This window comes from Salegentibacter maritimus, assembly GCF_016236915.1.
Lineage (GTDB): Bacteria > Bacteroidota > Bacteroidia > Flavobacteriales > Flavobacteriaceae > Salegentibacter > Salegentibacter maritimus.
In genome coordinates this window covers 1-23,218 of the sequence record NZ_JAEHOK010000004.1, presented here as the reverse complement: position 1 = coordinate 23,218, position 23,218 = coordinate 1, and the positions used below count along the sequence as shown (strand labels likewise).

At 37.4% G+C, this 23,218-nt stretch carries 15 protein-coding genes; 4 read left to right on the top strand and 11 right to left on the bottom strand.

What is annotated here, in order from left to right; translation table 11 throughout:
- Window positions 1-166 precede the first annotated feature (166 nt).
- The 6 genes from I6U49_RS04190 to tamL all read right to left on the bottom strand — a co-directional run bounded on the left by I6U49_RS04190 (window position 167) and on the right by tamL (window position 9,236).
- Entirely contained in the window at window positions 167-1,030 is an 864-nt protein-coding gene (locus I6U49_RS04190; RefSeq protein WP_011708302.1) for a sigma-70 family RNA polymerase sigma factor, read from the bottom strand.
- 673 nt (window positions 1,031-1,703) lie between these two features.
- Window positions 1,704-3,938, bottom strand: coding sequence for a polyribonucleotide nucleotidyltransferase (locus I6U49_RS04185; RefSeq protein ID WP_193711566.1), 2,235 nt, complete (start codon window positions 3,936-3,938; stop codon window positions 1,704-1,706).
- Window positions 3,939-4,250: 312 nt separating this feature from the next.
- The gene (rpsO, locus tag I6U49_RS04180; RefSeq protein ID WP_193711565.1) at window positions 4,251-4,520 is read right to left on the bottom strand and encodes a 30S ribosomal protein S15; all 270 of its coding nucleotides are present in this window, start codon (window positions 4,518-4,520) and stop codon (window positions 4,251-4,253) included.
- 101 nt (window positions 4,521-4,621) lie between these two features.
- A complete protein-coding gene (accD, locus tag I6U49_RS04175; RefSeq protein WP_193711564.1) occupies window positions 4,622-5,479 on the bottom strand; it encodes an acetyl-CoA carboxylase, carboxyltransferase subunit beta in 858 nt (285 codons plus the stop codon).
- Between the two features lie 112 nt (window positions 5,480-5,591).
- Complete coding sequence (gene fbaA, locus I6U49_RS04170) at window positions 5,592-6,659, bottom strand: class II fructose-bisphosphate aldolase (protein WP_198627699.1); 1,068 nt, start codon at window positions 6,657-6,659, stop codon at window positions 5,592-5,594.
- A 45-nt stretch (window positions 6,660-6,704) separates the two neighbouring features.
- A complete protein-coding gene (gene tamL / locus I6U49_RS04165; RefSeq protein WP_455431170.1) occupies window positions 6,705-9,236 on the bottom strand; it encodes a translocation and assembly module lipoprotein TamL in 2,532 nt (843 codons plus the stop codon).
- 79 nt (window positions 9,237-9,315) lie between these two features.
- On the opposite strand from tamL, the gene I6U49_RS04160 reads away from it, so the two are divergent.
- Window positions 9,316-10,047, top strand: coding sequence for a TrmH family RNA methyltransferase (locus tag I6U49_RS04160; protein WP_198627697.1), 732 nt, complete (start codon window positions 9,316-9,318; stop codon window positions 10,045-10,047).
- A 123-nt stretch (window positions 10,048-10,170) separates the two neighbouring features.
- Here the strand turns inward: I6U49_RS04160 and porT are convergent, their stop codons facing one another.
- Together porT and ubiE are read right to left on the bottom strand one after the other, a co-directional pair.
- The gene (gene porT, locus I6U49_RS04155; RefSeq protein ID WP_198627696.1) at window positions 10,171-10,833 is read right to left on the bottom strand and encodes a type IX secretion/gliding motility protein PorT/SprT; all 663 of its coding nucleotides are present in this window, start codon (window positions 10,831-10,833) and stop codon (window positions 10,171-10,173) included.
- Between the two features lie 4 nt (window positions 10,834-10,837).
- Entirely contained in the window at window positions 10,838-11,566 is a 729-nt protein-coding gene (gene ubiE / locus I6U49_RS04150; protein WP_198627695.1) for a bifunctional demethylmenaquinone methyltransferase/2-methoxy-6-polyprenyl-1,4-benzoquinol methylase UbiE, read from the bottom strand.
- Window positions 11,567-11,704: 138 nt separating this feature from the next.
- On the opposite strand from ubiE, the gene trkA reads away from it, so the two are divergent.
- Window positions 11,705-13,054, top strand: a complete 1,350-nt coding sequence (gene trkA, locus I6U49_RS04145) for a Trk system potassium transporter TrkA (protein WP_193711558.1) — start codon at window positions 11,705-11,707, stop codon at window positions 13,052-13,054.
- The gene (locus I6U49_RS04140) at window positions 13,054-14,550 is read left to right on the top strand and encodes a TrkH family potassium uptake protein (protein ID WP_193711557.1); all 1,497 of its coding nucleotides are present in this window, start codon (window positions 13,054-13,056) and stop codon (window positions 14,548-14,550) included. The genes trkA and I6U49_RS04140 overlap by 1 nt, the downstream gene beginning before the upstream one ends.
- A gap of 289 nt (window positions 14,551-14,839) precedes the next feature.
- Here I6U49_RS04140 and I6U49_RS04135 read toward each other — a convergent pair whose 3' ends face one another.
- The gene (locus I6U49_RS04135) at window positions 14,840-16,033 is read right to left on the bottom strand and encodes a pyridoxal phosphate-dependent aminotransferase (protein ID WP_198627694.1); all 1,194 of its coding nucleotides are present in this window, start codon (window positions 16,031-16,033) and stop codon (window positions 14,840-14,842) included.
- A gap of 100 nt (window positions 16,034-16,133) precedes the next feature.
- Entirely contained in the window at window positions 16,134-17,237 is a 1,104-nt protein-coding gene (locus tag I6U49_RS04130; RefSeq protein WP_193711555.1) for a fatty acid desaturase family protein, read from the bottom strand.
- 120 nt (window positions 17,238-17,357) lie between these two features.
- On the opposite strand from I6U49_RS04130, the gene rsmG reads away from it, so the two are divergent.
- Entirely contained in the window at window positions 17,358-17,987 is a 630-nt protein-coding gene (rsmG, locus tag I6U49_RS04125) for a 16S rRNA (guanine(527)-N(7))-methyltransferase RsmG (protein WP_198627693.1), read from the top strand.
- 455 nt (window positions 17,988-18,442) lie between these two features.
- Here the strand turns inward: rsmG and I6U49_RS04120 are convergent.
- On the bottom strand, window positions 18,443-23,218 hold a 4,776-nt coding region (locus tag I6U49_RS04120; protein WP_198627692.1), incomplete at its 5' end, for a LamG-like jellyroll fold domain-containing protein.

The following is a 23,218-nucleotide window of genomic DNA, read 5'->3' as shown; positions in this document are numbered from 1 at the left end:
GTTCTTAGAGAGGAGGAACGCTTTTAGATTCTAATTTGTTAAATGTAATTAATAAAGGCATATAAAAAAACCCCGGTTCATCACGCCGGGGTCATTCATCAATCAAAAAACGAACAGTTATGTTAGCCGGCCGTCGCCGGAGTTAACTGTTGTCACCTTAAATATCTTAACCTAAATAGGTTTTTAAAATCTTACTTCTTGAAGTATGCTTTAATCTTCTTATTGCTTTTTCTTTAATTTGTCTAACTCTTTCTCTGGTAAGATCAAAAGTTTCCCCAATTTCTTCAAGCGTCATAGGGTGCTGGTCTCCAAGCCCAAAGTATAAACGAATTACATCAGCTTCACGCGGAGTTAAAGTTTCTAAAGCACGCTCTATCTCGGTTCTTAAAGACTCGTGTAAAAGTTCTTTATCGGGATTTGGAGATTCTCCAGAACGTAAAACGTCATAAAGGTTAGAATCTTCACCTTCTACCAGTGGAGCATCCATAGAAACATGACGTCCGGAATTCTTCATAGATTCCTTAACATCATTAATAGTCATATCCAGCTCTTTCGCTATTTCTTCTGCGCTTGGTGGCCGCTCGTGAGATTGCTCAAGAAAAGCAAAGGTTTTGTTGATCTTGTTTATAGATCCAATTTTATTTAGTGGTAAACGAACAATACGTGATTGCTCTGCCAGTGCCTGAAGAATAGACTGGCGAATCCACCATACAGCATAGGAGATAAATTTAAAACCACGAGTCTCATCAAAACGTTTCGCAGCCTTAATCAATCCTAAATTTCCTTCATTAATAAGGTCGGGTAGGGTTAACCCCTGATTTTGATATTGTTTTGCCACCGACACCACAAAACGTAAATTCGCTTTGGTTAATTTTTCCAAAGCGCGGTCATCACCCGCTTTAATGCGTTGTGCTAATTCTACCTCTTCATCGGCAGTAATTAGATCAACCTTACCAATTTCTTGCAAATACTTATCTAGCGAAGCAGTTTCACGGTTCGTTACCTGCTTCGTAATCTTAAGTTGTCTCATCTATCGTCTCCTTGGATTTTAATTGTGAATAGCTCTTGTATTAGTTTATACGTAAAGACTCGTCTAAATGTTACAGAAAACCGTAATTATTTTTTTATTTTAAAAAACCGTGTAGAGTTTTTTATAGCCTTTTGGCTGGTGTATAGGATGATACACGCTTTTTGGCGTCTAAGATATTTTTGAAGAATTGGATGCTTTTAAAAATTATTTTCGCTAAAAAGCTTATATCACCTGTAACGTAGATTGCATACTACACTTATAATTTAATGCTTTGTTGATAGGTAGCCAGGTAACTTATTCATTAAATAGTATATTGTTTTAGGTTTTAAGTACTTCGTAGACGTTCCCCTACGGGTCGGGCTTTTCGCTGCAAGTCCGCGTTCGTTGCACTCACTGTGGGCTTTCCACTGCAATCCCTAACGCATAAAAAAGTTTGCAGTCTCAGTCTTAGGTTTGCAGTTGGGGTAACAGTATATATTTCAGTGTAGCAAACTAACGAATCACGATGTAAGGAATGCATAATCTTACTAGCCTCTACCCACTAGCAACTCAGGTAGATATGTAGTTTGCAATCGCCGAAGTTTTACTAAAACATTTCTAACATATAAGAAAAGGCATAAAAAAATCCCCGAAAAAAATTCCCGGGGATTTAATTTGTAAAGATAAAGACTAATTAGTCTTTATTTCTACGATCTTTTTGATCTCTACCTCGACGATCATCACGACTACGATTGTCTCTAGAGCCGCGGTTATCGCGATTACTATCTCTAGGCGGACGAGACTGATAACCTTCTGGTTTTTCCAATAAAGCCTTTCTTGAAACTTTTTCCTTTCGGGTTTTAGGGTCTATACCAAAGTACTTTACATCTATTATATCACCAAGGTTTACAATATCAGTAACATTGTCGGTTCTTTCCCAGGCAAGCTCAGAAATATGTAATAGCACCTCGTTTCCGGGAGCGTCTACATACTCTACTACTGCACCAAAGTCCAATACCTTAATTACTTTCACCTCGTAAACACTTCCTTTTTCAGGTTTAAAGGTAACTGAGTCTATTTTAGCCAGAACTTTGTCAATTCCCGCCTGATCTGTTCCTAGAATTTCAACAATACCTTCCTCGGTTTCTGGATCTTCATTGATCACAATCTCAGTTCCGGTAGTTTTTTGCAGTTCCTGGATTACCTTTCCGCCAGGCCCAATAAGTGCACCAATAAACTCATTAGGAATTCTTCTGGTGATAATTTTTGGAGCGTGTGCTTTTACCTGCTCATTTGGTTGAGCAATAGTATCAGTAAGTTTTTCAAGGATATGTAGTCTTCCTGCACGTGCTTGTTTCAAGGCTTTTACTAAAATTTCGTAAGGAAGTCCTTTTACTTTTATATCCATTTGGCAAGCAGTAATTCCGTCGGCTGTTCCGGTTACTTTAAAGTCCATATCTCCAAGGTGATCTTCATCTCCAAGGATATCTGAAAGTACCGCGTGACGTTCGCCATCAGAAATTAATCCCATAGCAATACCAGATACAGGTTTTGTCATTTTTACCCCGGCATCCATCATGGCCATAGTTCCGGCGCAAACCGTTGCCATAGAAGACGATCCGTTAGATTCTAATACTTCTGAAACTACTCTTACCGTGTAAGGGTTGTTCTCAGGAATCATTCCTTTTAATGCACGCTGGGCAAGGTTTCCGTGTCCAATTTCACGTCTTGAAGTACCTCTAATTGGGTAAGCTTCTCCTGTACAAAATGGAGGGAAATTATAATGTAGGTAAAAAGTTTCTTCACCCTGGTGTGTTGGCATGTCTATGGTATTGGCTTCTCTGGAAGTACCTAAAGTTACCGTTGCCAATGCTTGAGTTTCCCCACGAGTAAAAATAGCCGAACCGTGTACCGATGGTAAATAATCGGTTTCACACCAAATAGGTCTAATCTCGTCGGTTTTTCTACCATCAAGACGAATACCTTCGGCAAGAGTAAGTTCTCTTACTGCCTCTTTTTCGGTTTTGCTATAATATTGTTTGATTAGCTTTTCGTTTTCTTCTAATTCTTCTTCAGAAAATAAAGCCAGTACTTCTTCTTTTACGGCAGCAAAAGCTTCACTACGTTCTTTTTTGCTGTGGCCACCTTTGGCAATCTCGTAGATTTTATCGTAGGCAGCTTCCCGAACTTTTTGCTCAATATCTTCTTTCTCTTCAGCGGTAGCATATTCCCTAACCGGTTTTTTGCCAAAAGCTTCTGCAAGGCGTACTTGAGCGTCTATTTGTTTTTTAATATGTTCGTGGGCAAATTGGATGGCTTCAGCCATTTCTTCTTCAGAAATTTCTTTCATCTCACCTTCTACCATCATCACAGAATCTGCAGAAGCACCAATAATCATATCAATATCTGAATCTTGTAACTGGCTGCGGCTTGGATTTATTATAAACTCTCCATCTATTCTTGCTACACGGGCTTCAGAAATAGGAGTTTCAAAAGGAATATCAGAAAGTTGAATAGCAGCCGAAGCAGCAAGTCCTGCCAAAGCATCTGGCATTACTTCTTCGTCATGAGACATCAGCTGAATCATTACCTGGGTCTCTGTTTTATAATCTGATGGGAAAAGCGGGCGCAAAACACGGTCTACAATTCTCATGGTTAAAACTTCGCCGTCACTTGGTCTTGCTTCTCTTTTAAAGAAACCACCCGGGTAGCGTCCTGCGGCAGCAAATTTTTCTCTGTAATCTACAGTTAGTGGAAAGAAATCCATAGTACTTTCTTTATAAGAAGATACTACGGTACAAAGCAACATAGCGTTGCCCATTTGAACAACAACCGACCCGTGGGCCTGTTTTGCTAATTTTCCGGTTTCGATAGAGATTTCTCTTCCATCTCCTAAATCGATAACCTCTTTAAATGTTTGTGGAATCATAATTTTGAATTCTTCGTTTGATCTGAATAACTTCACCAGATCTTTTTGTTAAACAATGGTCTCCGCCTATACCGGACGGCCGGGTGTTGTGTTGTTGTGTGTTGTGTAGACCAATGAAAAACTACTCTCTTTGAGCGACAATTTTCTCGATAATCCTCTTGTATAAGGTCTCTTAGAGATACTTTATTTGATAATCGAGATTTAAATTACTTCGGGTAGGGTAATTACTTTTAGTTTAATAAACGCACCTAAAACAAAGTAATTTATAAATTATTATTATAAAAAAAGGGGGCGTAAAGCCCCCTCTGAAATTTATTTTCTTAATCCTAACTCTTTAATAATAGCACGATATCTCATGATATCTTTCTTTTTTAAGTAGTCAAGTAAGCTTCTTCTTTTACCAACCAATCTTACCAAAGAGCGTTCTGAGTTAAAGTCTTTACGATTCTTTTTTAAGTGGTCTGAAAGATGAGAGATTCGGTAAGTGAACAATGCAATTTGTCCTTCTGCAGAACCAGTATCGGTTTTGCCTTTTCCGTGTTTCTCAAAAATTTCTTCTTTTTTTTCTTTGGCTAAATACATTCCAATATTAATTTTAATGATTTTTATGTATTGACAGTTTTTCCGTCAGGCGGCAAAGATACTACTTTAAATATAATTACCTACTCAAAGAAAAATTTATTTTAAGCCCTTACTGGTTGATTTTGAATAAGATCTAAATAAAGATTTACTTTATCCTTAAGCTCAGACCTTTTTGTTATGAAATCTAAAAAGCCGTGTTCTTTTAAAAACTCTGAAGTTTGAAAATCTTTTGGAAGGTCTTTCCCGGTAGTATCTTTTACTACCCGTGGGCCCGCAAAACCAATTAAAGCACCAGGTTCTGAAATATTGATATCTCCTAACATCGCGAAAGAGGCGGTAGTACCTCCGGTAGTTGGATCTGTGGCTAGTGAAATATACGGAATACGAGCTTCTGCTAATTGTGCCAGCCTAACCGAAGTTTTTGCTAATTGCATTAGAGATAAAGCGGCTTCCTGCATTCTCGCCCCACCAGATTTAGAGATAATCATGAAGGGAATTTGATTTTTTAGTGAATAATCTGCTGCCCGGGCAATCTTCTCACCTACAACAGAACCCATCGAGCCACCAATAAACCTAAAGTCCATACAGGCAATTACAAGGTCTTTTCCTTTAGACTTTCCAACAGCGGTACGCACGGCATCGTTAAGCTCGGTCTTTTCCTGAGCTGTTTTTAAGCGCTCGGTATATTTTTTAGTGTCCTTGAAGTTTAAAGGGTCTTTAGAAGTCATACCCTTATCCAATTCTTTGAATTTATTATCATCAAAAAGGATTTTAAAATATTCTTTACTACCAATTCTTACGTGATATCCGTCTTCCGGACTTACATAAAAATTACTTTCTAATTGCTCTGCATCTACAATCTTACCGGTAGGTGATTTATACCAAAGACCCTTTGGAACATCTTTTTTGTGTTCTGTGGGTGTTTGAATTCCTTTTTGTGTTCTTTTAAACCAAGCCATATATTTTTCAGGTTTCAGGTTTTGGTTTATTGTATGGGAAATAAACCAAAAGTTTTACTTAAAATAAAAACAGCCGGAATTTTAAAATTCCAGCTGTTTTAAAAAATTAAATTTATAGAGTGTTTACGTTATTAAGGTCTTCGAAAGCCTTTTTTAGTCGGGCTTTAAAAGTAAGTTCTCCTTCACGTAACCATTTTCTTGGATCGTAATGCTTTTTGTTAGGTACATCGTCTCCTTCAGGATTACCAATTTGGGCAGCAAGATAATCTTTCTTTTCTCCCATATAATCGCGAATTCCTTCAAGGTAAGCATATTGAAGGTCTGTATCTATATTCATTTTAATTACGCCATAGCCAATTGCTTCGCGAATTTCTTCAACTGTAGAACCGCTACCTCCGTGGAATACAAAATCAATATTGTTTTCTTCCACACCATATTTTTCTGAAATATACTCTTGCGAATTTTTAAGAATTTTTGGTGTAAGTTTTACGTTTCCTGGTTTGTAAACCCCGTGTACGTTTCCAAAAGCAGCAGCAATAGTGAATTGGTCACTTACTTTGCTTAATTCTTCATAGGCATAAGCTACCTCCTCTGGTTGGGTGTATAATTTTGAAGAATCGATATCGGTATTATCTACACCATCTTCTTCACCTCCGGTAACTCCAAGCTCAATTTCAAGTGTCATTCCCATTTTGCTCATTCTTTCCAGATATTTCTTGCAGGTTTCAATGTTCTCCTCAAGCGACTCTTCTGAAAGATCTATCATATGCGAGCTGTATAACGGCTTTCCAAATTGCTCGAAATGTTTTTCACTGGCATCAAGTAAACCGTCTACCCAGGGAAGTAATTTTTTCGCGCAATGGTCTGTATGTAAAATTACCACGACACCATAAGCTTCAGCAAGTTCGTGTACATGTTTAGCGCCTGCTACAGCTCCTAAAATAGCAGCTTTTTCATTTTCGTTAGACAAACCTTTTCCAGCGTTAAACTGGCCACCCCCATTGGAAAACTGAATGATTACCGGAGAATTTAATTCGGCAGCGGTTTCCATTACAGCATTCATACTGCTGGAGCTTATTACGTTTACTGCGGGAAGGGCAAAGCCCTTTTTCTTGGCGTAATTAAAAATTTCTTGTACTTCTTTTCCTGTAGCTACGCCAGGTTTAATGTTATGACTCATAATTTTAGTTGAATTAGAAATACAAAAATAAGAAAATATGTTAGCTTAGAAAGGATAATTGATACCTACATTGTAGACGGCGTGATTAAAGTTGTAATCTCTTAACCAGCGATTGCCTTCAGGCAGGGCAGGGTCGTAGGTTTTAAAGCCAATATCAAATCTTAAAACAAAAAAGTTAAAATCGTACCTTAGTCCAAAACCGGAACCTATGGCGATGTTTTTAAGGTCTGCAAAAGACTCGAAAGTCGCTTTTTCGTCTTCAACAATATCCAGTACATTCCAAATATTTCCAACATCAATAAAAACGGCCGAATTTAAAGAGCCAAATAAATTATAACGATATTCGGCATTAAGGGCCAGTTTCATATTAGCCTCGTTAAATTCATTTCGGCCGCCACTGCTTCCGGGGCCAAGGTCGTAGGCTCGCCAGGCTCTGTTGTCGTTAGGGCCTCCGGCAAAAAAGCTTCTTACAAAAGGGATGCTGTTTGCATTTCCATAAGGGATGGCTACCCCTCCAAAAGCACGGAATGCGAAGATATTGTCCCTGCCTAAATCCCAATGCTTAATAAAATCGAGTTCGGTTTTAACATATTGGGAATAATTAACCCCTAATACACTATAAGTTCCATTCTCATTTTTGGTGAAATCGGCCAGGGAAGAAATGGCAGATAGTACATTTCCGGCAGTTTCTATTTTAAATCTAAATCGGGTAAACTCCTGGTCGTATAGATTCTTCTTGGTATTCCATAAATAGGTGTAATTGGTAGCGAATATAAGGTTGTTCTCGGTAAGACGCTTTTTGCGCTCTCCTATGTTATTTACCAGTCGTTTTTGGTCTTGGTTTAAGCCAGTGGTTCCTCCGGTATTGTTAGAAATGTCCCTAATGAAATTTTCAGCACCCGTAGGAATACTTAACAAGCCTTCTGAATTTAAATACGAAGGATTGGTCACTATATTTCCCGACTGGATAATTTGGTTTAGATCGTTATAAGAATTCCTATATACATTAAAGTAATTATCTATATTCAGGTTTCTTACATATTGAATATTTAAAAAATCCAGGCGATTTGAAAGCTTTGAAGAAGGATTCCATCTATAATTAAGAATGCCCGTAAGGTTACGTTTGTCGAGCCCAATATTGTTTTGAGTGCTAACCCCAAGGCTAAGTGATGTAAAGGGTTGCATGTATTTTGGAATAAAACGATCTGTATTAATAGGTAGAAATATTCGTGGGAAAGTAAGTTTTAGGTCGGCTCCAATTTCTGAAATATCAAAAAAGCGATCGTCATTGCCACTTATAGCGGCGTCTGTAGAAGAACCTATGCTTCCACGGCCTGAAATTTCAAAATTTTCAGCTCCTTTAAATACGTTTCTTATTAAAAGTGACCCCCCAAAACCAATCCCGAATTTTTGGATATTACTTTGTGAAACATCAAAATCAAATCCCAGGGAATATTTTGGTTGTGGCGTTAAAAAAATATTAGCGATAAGGTCACTACGGGTAGAATCTGCAGGATCTGGGGTGAATTGTACATTGGGATATTTAAAAATTCGTAAAGAGTTTAAGCGATTATAGGTCCTGGAACGTGAAATGTCACTGTAGGTATTTCCGGGTTTTATAAAAACGGCATCGGTAATGGCTTGCGGTTTATAGCGCTGCTTTTCAAAACTGTAAAGCGTGTAGCCATCTTCGGTGGTAATACTATCTGTAAGTATTTGGTTTCGGTTAGCGTATTTATAATCTGTAAAAATGTTAACCTTGCTTATTTCATGGATTTTAAATGGAACCCTTGAACTGGTGTCGGTTTCAGATGCGAAACGATTTTTTATAATAAGGGCCGTGTTTACCTTTTTTCCGGTGTTTATGGTATCTGCATTAAAGCTTATGTATTCCTGGTCAAAATTATAAACACCGCTATTTCTAAAAAGAGAAGTAAGCCGGTCTCTTTCTTCATTAATGTCTAGTGTCTTATACTGCATGCCCTCTTTTATGATAGATTTATCTCTATGCAACTCATATAAAGAGTCTAAAACCTTAGAAGAGATGCTGGTAGTGATAGAGTCTAACTGATATGCTTCTCCAGTCGTTACATTATAAGTTACATGGGCGCGTTTCTTTTTTTTATTTGAAGGGGTTATCTCATAATTGGTTTCTACATTAAACCATCCATTGTTCCAATACCACGAATTTAATCGATTAACAGATTTTTGAGTTTCTTCTTTGCTTACAATTACCGGAGCTTCCCCCGTACTTTTTATCCATTCATTTAAAGATTTTTTTGAATGTAATAATTTTTCAAACTGCTTGTATGATAGAATATTTGTAAGCGTATTTTTCTTACTTTCATTCTTTAAGTATTTTTCGCTTAAAATCGAATCTATATCGGGGCGGGCAAGATTATAAAAATGAAGTCGTAGCGGTATGCCCAAAAAGCTGGTGTTTGGTTCCTGGTAGAGCTGATTATAAATACGGCTTTCTTTAATCTTTTCGTTATTTACGAAAATCTCATTGCTAGTGAGCAGTTTGTTATCACCCTCTACGCGTTTTACGGCATTACAGGAAATTAAAAAAAGCAAGCTTAAAAAAAATAATGATATTTTTGCGAAATGCCGATTCAAACACACATTTTTAAGAGATCAAAATTACATTTTTTGTATGGTTAGTAAAAGCCAAATTAAGTTAATAACCAGTCTTGCACAAAAAAAATATCGTTCTAAACATACACTTTTTGTAGCTGAGGGTATTAAAACAATAAACGAGCTTATAAACTCGAAATTTTCTTTAGAGCGACTTTTTACTACCGAACGGGATTTTGGAGTTCCTGCCGGTAAAATTCAAAAAGTAGACGAAAAGGAACTTAAGAAAATAAGCTTTCTTAAAACCCCACAGGTTGCATTGGCTTTATTTAAAATTCCACAGGAGTTTGAGATTAAAGATGAAAACCTAATTCTGGCTTTAGACGGAATTAGAGACCCTGGAAATTTGGGTACTATTATTAGACTTTGTGATTGGTTTGGAATAAAGAGCCTGGTTTGCTCTAAAGACTCGGTAGATTGTTTTAACCCCAAAGTAGTACAGGCAACTATGGGGTCTTTGGCCCGCGTGAATATTGTATACCGTGATTTAAAGAATTATATTGAAGAATCAGGATTGCCCGTATATGGAGCTTTTATGGATGGGGAGAATGTTTACAATGCTGAAACTAAGGAAAAGGCAATTTTGGTAATGGGGAATGAAGCCAATGGAGTTTCAACAGAAATTGAAGCATTGGTAGAAAAGAAAATAAGCATTCCGCGTTTTGGAGAATTAAAAGAAACCGAAAGTCTTAATGTGGCCACGGCAACAGCAATTCTCTTAAGTGAATTTAGACGCAAAAGTTTTACTTAAAGCCTCTGGTTTGCTATTTTCCTGCAGATATCTGCTTCAAAATATCAACAAATCAAACCCGAAAATCCGTGTTGGTTTGCCGGGAAGTTAAGATATGCTTCTTAAATAGCCTTCAGAACCGTTTTATTGGAATGTGAAGTTGAGAAAAACAGCTTGTGATCGCATGGCATCTACAGCCTGGAATTTCGTTTCTGCCATTTCATTGTTTATGGTAAACACACCTCTTATTGAAGGTGAGAACTTAAAATAATAAAGATAAAGGTCTATTCCCAGCCCAACTTCATAGTGGAAATTATTGGTTCTTAAACGCGTGTCTACATCTGGGTTGTTCTCATTGCTGGAAAGATTTATTGATGTAGATAAACCTCCAACAACAAATGGTTTAAAATTATTTTTTCGGTCTGCTGAAAACTTCAACAATAAAGGAATGTGCACATAAGTAGCATTTATCTCTTCAATATCTTTGGTGTAAGGAGGTCTAAAATTACGTGTATTAAAAGTAACACCCGGCTCTAACCGAAGGTCCAGATTGTTGTTTAGTCTTAAATTCCCAACCAGGCCTACGTTAAAACCAAGGGTTTTTTCAATAATGAGGTCATTCCCGTTGGGAGCTACTTCATCATTATATTTAAATTTAAAATCGTAGGTGTTAAAACCCAGGTAATATCCCCAGGACCAACGTTGTTTGTCAAAATTCTCGTTATTTATAATTTTATCTCCTCCAAAAATTTGTGCATTTCCAAATTGAACACAAAAAAGAAAGGTAATAACAAAAAGTTTCTTCATAATTTTATTTTGAAGCAGTGTAAATGGTTGCAACTCCAAGAGTTTGTGGCTTGTTTTCTATATCTATAAACCCAGTTTTCTTTAAAATATTGTTGAAAGCTTCCCCATGAGGAAATTCGGCTGCACTTTTACTTAAATAAGAGTAAGCTTCACGGTCTTTAGAAAATATTCGCCCAATTAAAGGTAGTATGTGGCCTGAATAGAGCTTATAACCTTGTTTAAACGGGAATTTAGTAGGTACCGAAGTTTCCAAAACTACAAAAATTCCACCGGGTTTTAGCACTCTTCTTATTTCTGATAGCCCTTTTTCTAAATCCTCAAAATTGCGTACACCAAAAGCTACGGTTATGGCATCAAAAGCATTGTCTTCAAAGGGCAGTGCTTCAGAATCTCCCTGAATCATCTCAATTTTATCGCTTAGGTTTTTAGCTGCAATTTTTTTACGTCCCACCTTCAACATACCTTCAGAAAGATCGAGGCCAACAATTTTCCTGGCATTAATATTTGCCATTTGTATAGCTAGATCTCCGGTGCCGGTAGCAATATCCAACACAGCAGTTGGTTGGTGCGCTTTTACCAAAGCAATAACTTTTTTTCTCCATTTAATATCGGTGCCCAGGGAAATAACCCGGTTTAAGCCATCATATTTCCCAGATATTTTGTCAAACATCTGCTCAACCTGCTTCTTTTTATTGAGACCTGAGTCTTGATATGGAGTCAATTTTTTGCCCATAGTACTATTTTTGCGTCAAAGATACACGATAAGAAATAATTGTACCTGAAACTTTTAGGATTTGTTGTAACAGACTTTGGTTTTTGGTTTGTCTAAAATACCTTACATTTGTTCTTCTTTTCAATTTCAAGCTGTTATATGAAGATAATTATTGCCGGAGCGGGTGAAGTGGGCTTTCATTTGGCAAAATTGCTTTCTTTCGAGTCCCAGGATATTACATTGATTGATACCAACCGGGACAATCTTAGTTATGCCGATACACATTTGGATATAAGAACCATTAAAGGAGACGCCACTTCTATTGCTATTTTAAAGGATGCACAGGTAAAGCATGTAGATATGCTTATTAGTGTAACCTCTAGCGAAGCGACTAATATTACAGCCTGTGTTTTGGCCAAACAATTGGGTGCAAAAAGAACAATAGCCCGTATTTCTAATACAGAATTTCTTGAAAATAAGGAGGAAATTGGTTTTACACGCTTTGGTATAGACGAGTTGATCTCTCCTGAAGCATTGGCCGCCAGGGAAATTGCCCTACTTTTAAATCAATCTGCTTTTAACGATAGTTATGAATTTGAAAATGGTGCACTAACTATGATAGGCCTTAGTCTTTCTCGTAATGCATTATTTGTGGGTAAAACAGTTAAGGAAGCAGCTAATATTTTTCCAGATCTTAATTTTGTTCCTATAGCCATACAGCGTTATGGAACGCAGTATACATTAATTCCACGAGGCGATACACAGTTTAAGGAAGGGGATCAGGTAAATTTCATTACCCTGAAAAGCGGTGTGGAAAATCTTTATAAGCTTACCGGAAAAACCAAGCAGTCTATTAAAAATATTATGATTCTGGGCGGAAGTAAAATTGGGAAAAAAACAGCCAAAGATCTCTGCAGAAATAATTTTAATGTGAAATTGGTGGAGAGTGACAAAGGAAAAGCTTACGATCTCGCCGATGAGTTGCCCAATGCACTAATTATTCACGGAGACGGTAGAAATGTAGAACTGCTGGAAGAAGAAAATGTACATGATATGGATGCTTTTATTGCCGTTACAGGCAATTCAGAAACAAATATTATGTCCTGCCTTGTGGCCAAATCCAAAAGTGTAAAGAAAACTATCTCTTTGGTGGAGAATATGGATTATTATCAATTGAGTCATTCTATAGGAATTGATACTCTAATCAATAAAAAATTACTTGCTGCAAATAACATTTTTAGATATGTGCGAAAGGGCGAGGTAGTTGCAATGACCAAGATTAATAATATGAACGCTGAGCTTTTGGAGTTTATAGTAAAGCCAAATTCGCAAGTTTGCAACAAAAGGATTAAAAACCTCGATTTCCCGAGATCGGCTATAATTGGTGGAATTATAAGAGATGGGAAGGGTATTATTGCCTTAGGCGAGTTTACTATTACCCGTGGAGATCGTATAGTGGTATGTTGCCTGCCAAGATCTATAAAAAAGGTTGAAAAACTCTTTCTGTAATGCCTAGACTCAATTATCAAATTATTCTGCACGTTATGGGGCTGCTGTTACTTTGTAATGGTGGCTTTATGCTTACAGCGGTTTTAGTGAGTTGGTTTTATGAAGATGGTGTAACTATAGATATTTTGGCTGCAGCCTTCATTACCTTGTTTTTGGGGGTGCTTTTTATGTTTACCACACGAGGTCACCGCAAGGAAGTAAAAAAGCGGGAAGGTTACATTATTGTAACTTTTGGGTGGATCTTTATGGCTTTAAGCGGAACATTGCCTTATGTTTTAAGCGAATCTATTCCTGCCTTTACCGATGCCTTTTTTGAAACCATGTCTGGTTATACCACCACGGGCGCTTCTATTTTAAATGATATAGAATCTATTCCTAAAGGTGTGTTGTTTTGGAGAAGCCTTACCCATTGGATTGGTGGTATGGGAATAATTGTTCTTGCTATAGCAATCTTGCCTTTGTTAGGAATAGGAGGGATGCAGCTTTTTGCTGCGGAAGCACCTGGCCCAAGTGCCGATAAACTTAAACCAAGGATTACCGATACTGCTAAAAGACTATGGCTAATTTATGTAAGTTATACTGCGGCTGAAACTATCTTGTTAAAGGTAGCCGGAATGAGTTTTTTTGATGCGATAAATCATTCCCTTAGTACGCTTTCTACCGGTGGGTTCTCCACTAAGAACATTAGCGTTGCTTACTGGAACGATAGGCCTATTATTCAGTATATCATTATGCTTTTTATGTTTTTGGCGGGTGCTAATTTTGTTTTAAGCTATTATAGCTTTAAAGGCCGAATTCAAAAGGTTTTGCATGACGATGAGTTTAAATGGTACTTTTACTTTATAGGTATTTTTACCCTCGTAGCTTCATTATTTATTTATTTTGAAGCCGATGTTGCGCTTTCGCAAATAGATCATCCCATGGTTTGGGGAGAGGCCGAAAGTGCATTTAGGCATGCACTTTTTCAGGTTTTAGCGGTTATTACCACCACGGGTTTTGTAAGCGCCGATTATACCATGTGGACTCCCTTCCTTACAATTTTCTTCTTTGGAATGTTTTTTCTGGGTGGCTCGGCAGGGTCAACTGCGGGTGGGGTTAAGGTGATGCGACATATCATTATGATAAGAAATGGAGGGATAGAATTTAAACGGGCATTACACCCAAACGCTATTCTTCCTGTACGATTTAACCGAAAATCTATCGGAAAAGGAGTAACCTTTAATATTTTGGGCTTTTTTATCCTTTATATGTTGTCTTTTATTATTGGATCTGTTGTTTTAGGTGGGCTGGGTCTTGATTTTGAAACAGCAATTGGTGGAGCAGCCTCTTCCCTGGGGAATGTTGGTCCTGCTTTTGGGGCTTTGGGGCCGGTAAATAATTACGATATTCTACCGCCTTTAGGGAAATGGTGGTGTTCTTTTCTAATGCTTATTGGAAGGTTAGAACTTTTTACGGTGCTTATACTTCTTACGCCATTTTTCTGGAGAAATAGGTGATATTAATATTCTATTTAATAAAATAGAAAACTTGTCTAAAAGAATAATTTTCTGTCAAGTTGAATTCGTTTCAGACTTTTTATCAAGAATTTGCTTCGGTATTCTAACCCGTTTTTTATTCTCCAACAACCTGCATCTCCGAATAAATTAGGGAGTTGGCTTTGAAACAAATTCGAGATTAAAATATTGAATAAAAATTAGAACTATTAATGGTTTTAGTGAAATAAAAAAATCCCGATGGGTTTTAACCGCATCAGGATTCTTAAAAATACTATTTAGCACTTAAAATCTATGCTTCAGAGAGTGCCGATTTAATTCTTTTCAGCGCTTCTTCAATTTGAGATTCACTTGCCGCATAAGAAATTCTTATACAATCTGGGTTTCCAAATGCATCGCCGGTAACGGTAGCTACCAGGGCTTCTTCTAATAAAAACATAGAAAAATCTGTGGCGTTTTCAATCTTATGGCCTTTAATTGTTTTTCCGAAGAAATGGGAAACATTCGGGAATACATAAAAAGCACCTTCGGGTTCAGTGGTTACAAAACCTTCAATATCATTTAGTAGATCTATAATAAGCTTTCTTCTTTTCTTAAAAGTGTCTACCATATAGCTAATTTCGCTAACCGGGGCCTCCAGGGCTGTAATCACTGCTCGCTGAGCTATACAATTGGCACCACTGGTAATTTGTCCCTGCATCTTGTTACAGGCACGTGCAATCCAGGTTGGAGCACCTATATATCCAATTCTCCAGCCGGTCATGGCGAAAGCTTTTGAAACACCGTTCACGGTAACTACGCGATCGTACATGTCTTCAAATTGAGCCATAGAAGCGTGCCCGCCTACAAAATTAATGTGCTCATAAATCTCGTCACTTACCACAATAATGTCTGGATGCTTTTTTAATACATCGGCAAGGGCCCTAAGCTCTTCTTTGCTGTAAACCATACCACTGGGGTTGCAAGGTGAGCTATACCAGATCATTTTGGTTTTTGGGGTGATTGCTGCTTCTAGTTGCTCCGGAGTCATCTTAAAATCGGTTTCTACTGAAGTTGGAACTTCAACCGGAACACCTTCGGCCAATTTTACTATTTCAGCATAACTTACCCAGTAAGGGCAGGGTAAAATAACTTCATCTCCTGGGTTTAATAAAACCATAGCTACATTTGCCAAAGATTGTTTAGCTCCTGTAGAAACCACAATTTGAGAATGGTCATAAGTAAGATTATTATCCCGCTTAAATTTATTGATTATCGCATCTTTCAATTCTACATAACCATCTACAGGCGTATAAGAATTGTAATTGTCGTTAATTGCTTTAATAGCAGCATCTTTAATAAAGTCTGGAGTGTTAAAATCTGGTTCTCCAAGGCTTAAACCTATAATGTCCTTCCCTTCGGCTCTAAGTTCACGCGCTTTTGCCGCCATAGCCAGCGTTTGGGAAGTGGCTAAATTGTTAATTCGGTTGGATAAGTGTTCTTGCATTTTTTTAATGGTTACAAATTAATTACTTACTAAATGAGATTGAAGAAAAATAAAATGATTCTTTTCAATCTCTATCTCGTAGAATTCTTTTTAAAAAAATCTACGAAATTGCAGGTTTGGCACCCATTTCTTTTAAATGTTGAAAATGGGCAATTATTGCTGCGCGTGTGGTTTTATATTCGTGATAGGGGAGATTGCATTCAAATGCTGTCTCCTTAACTATGCTAGCTATTTTAGAATAATGAATATGACTAATATTCGGGAAAATATGGTGTTCTACCTGGTGGTTTAATCCGCCGGTAAACCAGTTTACTATTCTATTTTTTGTTGCAAAATTAACCGTGGTAAACAATTGGTGAATAGCCCATGTGTTTTTCATAGAGCCGGTTTCATCTGGTAATGGCATTTCTGTTTCTTTTACCACGTGGGCCAATTGAAATACGATACTTAATATTAATCCGGCTGTATAATGCATTACGAAAAATCCTATCAAAATCTTCCACCATGCAATAGACAGGATAAGCATAGGAATAATAATCCATATAGCTAAATAGATCAATTTAGTGATGGCTATAATACTCCATTGTGTAACAGGATTAGGCATTTTACCATAGGATAATTTGCGCTTTAAATAATTATGGGTCTGTTTAAAATCTGTGGTTAAGGCCCAATTAAAAGTTAATAAACCATATAAAAACACTGAATAGTAATGTTGAAAGCGGTGAAAGCTATACCATTTAGCGTGTTCAGAAAAACGTATTATTCTACCGGCATCTAAATCTTCGTCATGTCCATGTATATTTGTGTAGGTATGGTGCAAAACATTATGCTGTACCTGCCAGTTGTAAACATTTCCGGCAAGAACATATATGGTTCCTCCCATAAATTTATTGATCCATTTTTTTGAAGAGTAAGAACCGTGATTCCCATCATGCATAATATTCATTCCTACTCCTGCCATTCCGGCACCCATAACCATTGTAAGCAATAGCATCCACCATTGAGAAATATCCAGGGTGAGAATTAGAAAATATGGAGTTAGAAATAGAGAGAACATCACTACAGCTTTCAGGTGTAGTTTCCAGTTTCCAGTTTTTTTAAGATTATTTTCTTTGAAGTAGTCATTAACGCGTTTATTAAGTAACCTAAAGAATTTTGTAGAATCTTTTCGGGAGAACTTTATGTGATTTTGAATTTTTTCCATGTAATTTTTGTAAGCGGTAAAGGTAAAATTTTTACGTAGTTAATCTATAATTCAGTACGTATTAATATACGGTATTTTTAAAGCGGCAAATTATGTATTTTTGTCCAAAATTTGAAAACTTTGGAATTAATAAAGAAATACTTTCCCAATTTAACCGATGACCAGTATGCTAAATTTGCGCATTTAGAGGCCTTGTATAAAGACTGGAATCTTAAAATTAACGTGGTTTCGCGTAAAGATATTGACGAAATTTATTTAAGGCATGTGTTACACTCGCTGGGCATAGCAAAAATTTTAAAGTTTAAGCCGGGGGCAGAAATTTTAGATGTTGGAACCGGTGGTGGCTTTCCGGGAATTCCACTGGCTATTCTATTTCCTGAAACTAATTTTCACCTTGTGGATTCTATAGGGAAAAAGATAAAAGTAGTTAACGAAGTGGTAGAAGGTTTACAACTTACCAATGTAAAAACTACTAACTCCAGAGTAGAAGAGATTCCCGGTACCTTCGATTTTATTGTTAGCAGGGCGGTAGCTGCCATGCCTACTTTTGTGCATTGGACCAAAGGGAAAATAGCTAAGAAAAGTAATCACGAACTTAAAAACGGTATTCTTTATCTTAAAGGTGGCGACCTTACAGTAGAACTTCATGATTATCCGAAAGCTGAAATACACGAATTACGAGATTATTTTGAAGAGGAATTCTTTAATACAAAAAAAGTGGTGTATTTACCTTTGAAGTATAAGCCTTGAATTAGCTCTCAGCTCTCGGTTTTCAGTTCCTGGTAATTCTGAGTTTAATTTAGACTTCCTGGTGCCATGAATACACATATTTTATAGGCATTTCCAAAGGATGTAATACCTCGAGGTAGTTTACTTGTGATTAGTGAATTCGTGGCAGTTTTTTTGGATTCTAATAATCAATAAAGAAGTAATTTAAAAAAAATGTGAATGGTAGGCCGAAACACGTGGCGATCTAGATTCTGACATTTATTGTTTTCAATTCTTGATTTGTCATCGCGAGGACGAAGGACTTGCGATCTGTTGTTGGCTCTGTTGTGTTACCTACTGAAATTGGGACTACCAACTCGGTTTTTGTTTATCGCTGCTTGTTTATTTGTTGTTTTTGTTGAAAAAAATTTAAACCAAAACTCACAACTGAAATCCCACAACCGCTAACTCACATCCTGCAACCGAGAACTATCAAATTAATCTTTTCTAATTATTACTTTTTTAGCATAATCTCCTGTATTGGTATAAACTTTTACAATGTAAACGCCCGAGCTTAAGGATTTTTTCTGTGGAATATGAATTTTCTTAATGTCTGGTATACCAAAGTGTTGGTCTACTAATTGACCTCCAATATTATAAATATTGATGTGTTCAATTTTATGAAGTTCGGGATTGCTAATTACAAATTCTCTATTGGCTAAAGAGTAATAGTAATCGATAGGGCCCTGGCCCGGCTCTTTATCTTCCAGCATTGAATTTGGATCTTGAAAAACGATTTCATACCTGCTATTATATTCTCCTGCGGGTAAACTCGCTTTATATTCTGCCTTACGTAAATCGTGATAAGAACTATCACTATTATCGCGTAGATAAATATCAATGATATCGGGCATATTTTCCAAGTCCCCAAGTTCTATACTAAACTCCTTTTCTTCAGCAAGAGTAATCCCAATAGGTAGTTTTTGATCCAGGTTAAAATTGGGAACGCCCTGAATAACAAATTTGCTATCTTTTATAAGCCAGTACATGTCTTCAGGAATGTTGTCATTTAATAGTGCATCGTAGCCTAAATCAAACCCGTTTGTAGTATAATTATCGGCAGTAACCAAAATCTCTCTTTGATAACCAAGTGGGGAAGAAAAGTTCAACCTTATTTTATATCGTGAATCTTTAGTTATTTCGGTTTTTTGCCCCTTGGTAAGCTCGTTCGGTTTTAAGAATTGGGAATCGTTTGGGTTAACTTCAGAAGCAAAAGCTCTTTGACCGTTATTGAAGTTAATATCTCCTCCGCTGATGCTTAAACCAGGCGCCAGACCCGGGTCTAAAACTGTATTCACGAAAAACCCCTGAGCTACCGGAATAAATGGCCCCGGTTTTTTAGTTCCTTTAGAGCCATCGTTATTAATACGCTCATCTATAGAAGTTGCCGATTGTACTGCACCCGATAGATTTATAGTAGCATATCCTCCTACATATTCCCTTAAAATATGTGTTTTACCGCCAAAATGATCCCAAAAATATAGCGCCCCGTTAAAAATATTTCTGGTGTTTGTAGCGCCATTTACATCGTTCTTGGATAAATTATCCAGTATGAATTTTTTAACCTCGATCGCCGACGGATAAGGATTTCCTAAAAGATAATTTTGATCATTGGCAATGTTCAACGCATTCGTTAGAGGTCCGTTATTTGGAAAACCTTTAAAAGTGTAATTCTGAAGGTCCTGTATGTTGGCATTACCCGAGGTTCCCTTCATGGTATAGCCTTCTCCCGGCAATAAAGTACCATCCTTTCCTATATATTTCCATTCACTATATTGATTGGCATCGCCTCTAAATTTATACAGCCAACGACCACTAATTTTTCTTGGAACGCTATAATTTCCATCGGCATAAGTAACATGTCCGGGAGGTCCTATATCAAGATTTTTTGGAGATGCCTTATCGGTGCCGTCGTGCATAACAGAGGCGATGGTATAAGACTGGTTTCCTGTATTGGAAACAACAGGTGAGCTCCAATAATTATAATTATAGCTGCTCGCGGTTCCTTGCTGGTCACGGGTAAGATACCCCGAACCGGTAAGGATACTGCCTTCGGTTTGTACTAGCTGGGATTCTCCGTTAAGGTCTATATGCCCATTTAGTTCCAGATAATGGGTGATACGTAATTCGTTCCCTGAAGCGTTATTTTCTCCTTGCATTTTTAACTGAGTGGCAGGCTCAGAGAACAATCCTAATAGCTTAATGTCTTTATTGTTGGAATTTAAATCATTGTTTTGAACTGCAATATTCCAGTTTATTTCTGTTTCGTTATCAATTCCGATATCGTTAGGGAAAGTCCAATGTTTGGTAGCGTTTGGATCCCAGGAATTTCGGGTATGCCAGTTTCCTGATGCTTCAGATTCATAAGGAAGAGGGGCAGAGGTTTGTTGGGAAGTGGTAATGTTTTTTAATTCTCCCGGAAAACCTATGTCAGACCCATCATTGTAGGGGTAGAGGTTTCCACAGTTTACTTTGTCCATTCTATAATACCCAATTAAATCTACCCAATTAAGATTTTTTATATTAAATGGAAGCACCTCACCGGCCACGGCTGCTCCGTTATTTTCGATATGCTGATTCATCATTTCCCGTAATTGATTTGGTGTTAAAGCAACATTCCAAATTCTAAATTCTTCCATCCATCCATGAAAGTGATTTGTGGGTACGTTAAATTCAGACTGATCTACAGCACCTAGCAAGGCTTTGCTGAGGTTTGCATCGGGAGATCCACCGGCGGTAGATTTTATAAGAACCCCATCAATGTAAAGCTTATATTCTCCCGAAGAGGAGTGGGTAACAGAGATATGATACCACCTATTAGCTTGAACTTTATGAGGTGAAGAGTTTATAGTTCCGCTGTTATTCCAGTTAAAAGATACTTCTCCATCGTGAATTGAAAGATCATAACCTTTATTATCAGCGTAGTTTGCATCTCTTTTTGAAAAGATTGTTTGAATTCCGCTGGTAGATTCTGGTTTAACCCAAACTTCTATGCTGAATGCTTTTTTGTTGGTACTGTTGGATAAGTGATAATTGTCTTTGCTAAAATCTATATAATCATTAATTCCATCAAAGTTAATTTGATTACATTCTTTGATTTCTACTGTAATAGAATCTGAGCAGCCATCTACCGTCCAGGTTAAATTATAGGTTCCTTCGTTTCCGGTAAAAGTGGCATTGGGGTCGTTAATATCAGAAAAGGATTCCGAAACACAATTGTTAGTGCCACTTAGTCTTGTCCAGGTCCAGGTGCCTATTTCGCCAGTACCTGGGTCATCACAGTTTATACAGTTGGTGGGTTTTGAAGGATATGCTCCTTTTTCATTATTTTCAGTTGCTGTAAGTGTATTGTCATAAGCATTGAGTTGCACTGTATTTTGGCCGCATTCATCATTGGATAATATAATATCTTCTCCAGCATAGGAATAAGAAACAAGAATATTTATTAAATCTGTTCCCTCTTCATTATAAGTTCTACAACCGTTAATTAAAGCGGTTCCTCCATATTCGTGTTGCCCCGGCACGGCAGGAGTGAAAGCAATAGGTACTTCAGTACGGCCTACTACAATAGGATCTTCGTTGGGGTCTCCAATACCATCGGTCCATTCCAACTCAGTGTCCACAAAAACCTCTTCGTTAACAATTATATTATCCATGGCCCAAACACTCTTATCGCTTGTTCCGGTAAATTTCCATCTAATTCTTACATTGTTCTCTCCAATGTAGTCTTCAAGAGAAATAGAGGTGTTGTCTGTACTAAAATTGTAGTTGCTAGCATTAGATCCGGCATAGGATTCGGCAGTCCCTGCTGTAAACCATTTTTTAATCCCCGTGCCCGGTGAGTGCATTATCTGAAGCGTGGAATAAGTACTTCCCCCATCAGTTGAAATTTCAATTACTGCGTTGTCTCCATTGGCAAAATAAAAGGCCTGATCAAAATCCAAGCTTGCCGATACCGCATTAGATAGATCTAAAATAGGGCTTTCTAAGGTTGTGGGGTTATTTCCTTTGTATTGGCTGTCACTAAAGTCTCCCTGGGCTATCGCAAATTTACCATCGCCTCCATCGTAGGTGATATCACCAAATTCATGATCATTGGTACCCGACCAGTTTCTAGGTTTTTTTGAGTTACCACCGGCGGTAAAACCTCCGGGGCTTCCGTCTGTGAGCCATGAATTAGGATCCTGAGTATTTAGCTGTCCCTGATTAAAATCTCCAGGTGCTTCATTGGGTAATGCAGGTTGTGTAGCGGTATAATTACTTTTAGCAAGAAGATTTACTTCGTCTCCCAGGCAATATTTGTTATTAGTTTCCGGTTCTAAATTTTCAACTGTAGGGGCATCTCCTACGGGTAAAGTTCTTATGTAAAAACTATTGGAATATTCGGCGCAGGTTCCTGTTTGAATAAGTACCCTGTAATAAGTTGAGACCAGTTCACCTTCTGCAAAGTTTGCTGTATGTGAGTTGCCAGTATTATTTATAATTTCCCAAATACCCTTATTAACCGAAAATTTCTCCCAATGTATAATGTTGCCTTTTTCGCCTGTTAAGTCTAATTCAACAGAAATAGCTTCGCCACATGCCGAAATATCAATTTGTTCCTGAAAAACAGAAGATTCAAAAGTGCCTTTTAATGTTCCTCCATCTACATCTAAAGGTTTAAGCTCAATTTCCTGAATTTGTATTGATTTATTCCCTTTGCTATCAATAAACTCCCACTCAATGGTGTTAGTTCCAGTAAAGGAGTAAGGAAATTCAAAATTTTCACTTAAGTTTCCGGAGATAGTACCTTCACAGGCATCTGTAGCGGTTGGTATGTCTAATTCATCGATGCTGGTGATCTGGCATCCACTTATAATTTTTTTAGGTAGGGAGCCTGAATCGGGAACAGGAGCTATAGTATTATTAATTATAACATTTTGTTCGATTGGACCAATTTCATTACCTGCAGCATCTTTAAAATACCAGTAAATTGTCTCTGAGGCATCAAAAGTAAGATTGGTAAGACCTGTTGTTCCAGTGATTGTTCCGTCGCAATTGTCGGATGTAGTAGGAGGCGTTACCGTTAGGGGGCATTCACTAACTAAATCGGGCAAAGTGGGGATTGTTGGATCTGTGGTATCGTTAACAGTAATTTCCTGTGTTACATTGATAGAGTTCCCGGCATCATCTGTTACGCTATAGGTTCTAGTGATGATTTCAGGATTGCTATT

What these genes read in the sequence shown, in the direction of transcription:
- I6U49_RS04190 (WP_011708302.1), bottom strand. Translation starts at nt 1,030, where the DNA reads ATGAGACAACTTAAGATTACGAAGCAGGTAACGAACCGTGAAACTGCT.
- I6U49_RS04185 (WP_193711566.1), bottom strand. Translation starts at nt 3,938, where the DNA reads ATGATTCCACAAACATTTAAAGAGGTTATCGATTTAGGAGATGGAAGA.
- rpsO (WP_193711565.1), bottom strand. Translation starts at nt 4,520, where the DNA reads ATGTATTTAGCCAAAGAAAAAAAAGAAGAAATTTTTGAGAAACACGGA.
- accD (WP_193711564.1), bottom strand. Translation starts at nt 5,479, where the DNA reads ATGGCTTGGTTTAAAAGAACACAAAAAGGAATTCAAACACCCACAGAA.
- fbaA (WP_198627699.1), bottom strand. Translation starts at nt 6,659, where the DNA reads ATGAGTCATAACATTAAACCTGGCGTAGCTACAGGAAAAGAAGTACAA.
- I6U49_RS04160 (WP_198627697.1), top strand. Translation starts at nt 9,316, where the DNA reads ATGGTTAGTAAAAGCCAAATTAAGTTAATAACCAGTCTTGCACAAAAA.
- porT (WP_198627696.1), bottom strand. Translation starts at nt 10,833, where the DNA reads ATGAAGAAACTTTTTGTTATTACCTTTCTTTTTTGTGTTCAATTTGGA.
- ubiE (WP_198627695.1), bottom strand. Translation starts at nt 11,566, where the DNA reads ATGGGCAAAAAATTGACTCCATATCAAGACTCAGGTCTCAATAAAAAG.
- trkA (WP_193711558.1), top strand. Translation starts at nt 11,705, where the DNA reads ATGAAGATAATTATTGCCGGAGCGGGTGAAGTGGGCTTTCATTTGGCA.
- I6U49_RS04140 (WP_193711557.1), top strand. Translation starts at nt 13,054, where the DNA reads ATGCCTAGACTCAATTATCAAATTATTCTGCACGTTATGGGGCTGCTG.
- I6U49_RS04135 (WP_198627694.1), bottom strand. Translation starts at nt 16,033, where the DNA reads ATGCAAGAACACTTATCCAACCGAATTAACAATTTAGCCACTTCCCAA.
- I6U49_RS04130 (WP_193711555.1), bottom strand. Translation starts at nt 17,237, where the DNA reads ATGGAAAAAATTCAAAATCACATAAAGTTCTCCCGAAAAGATTCTACA.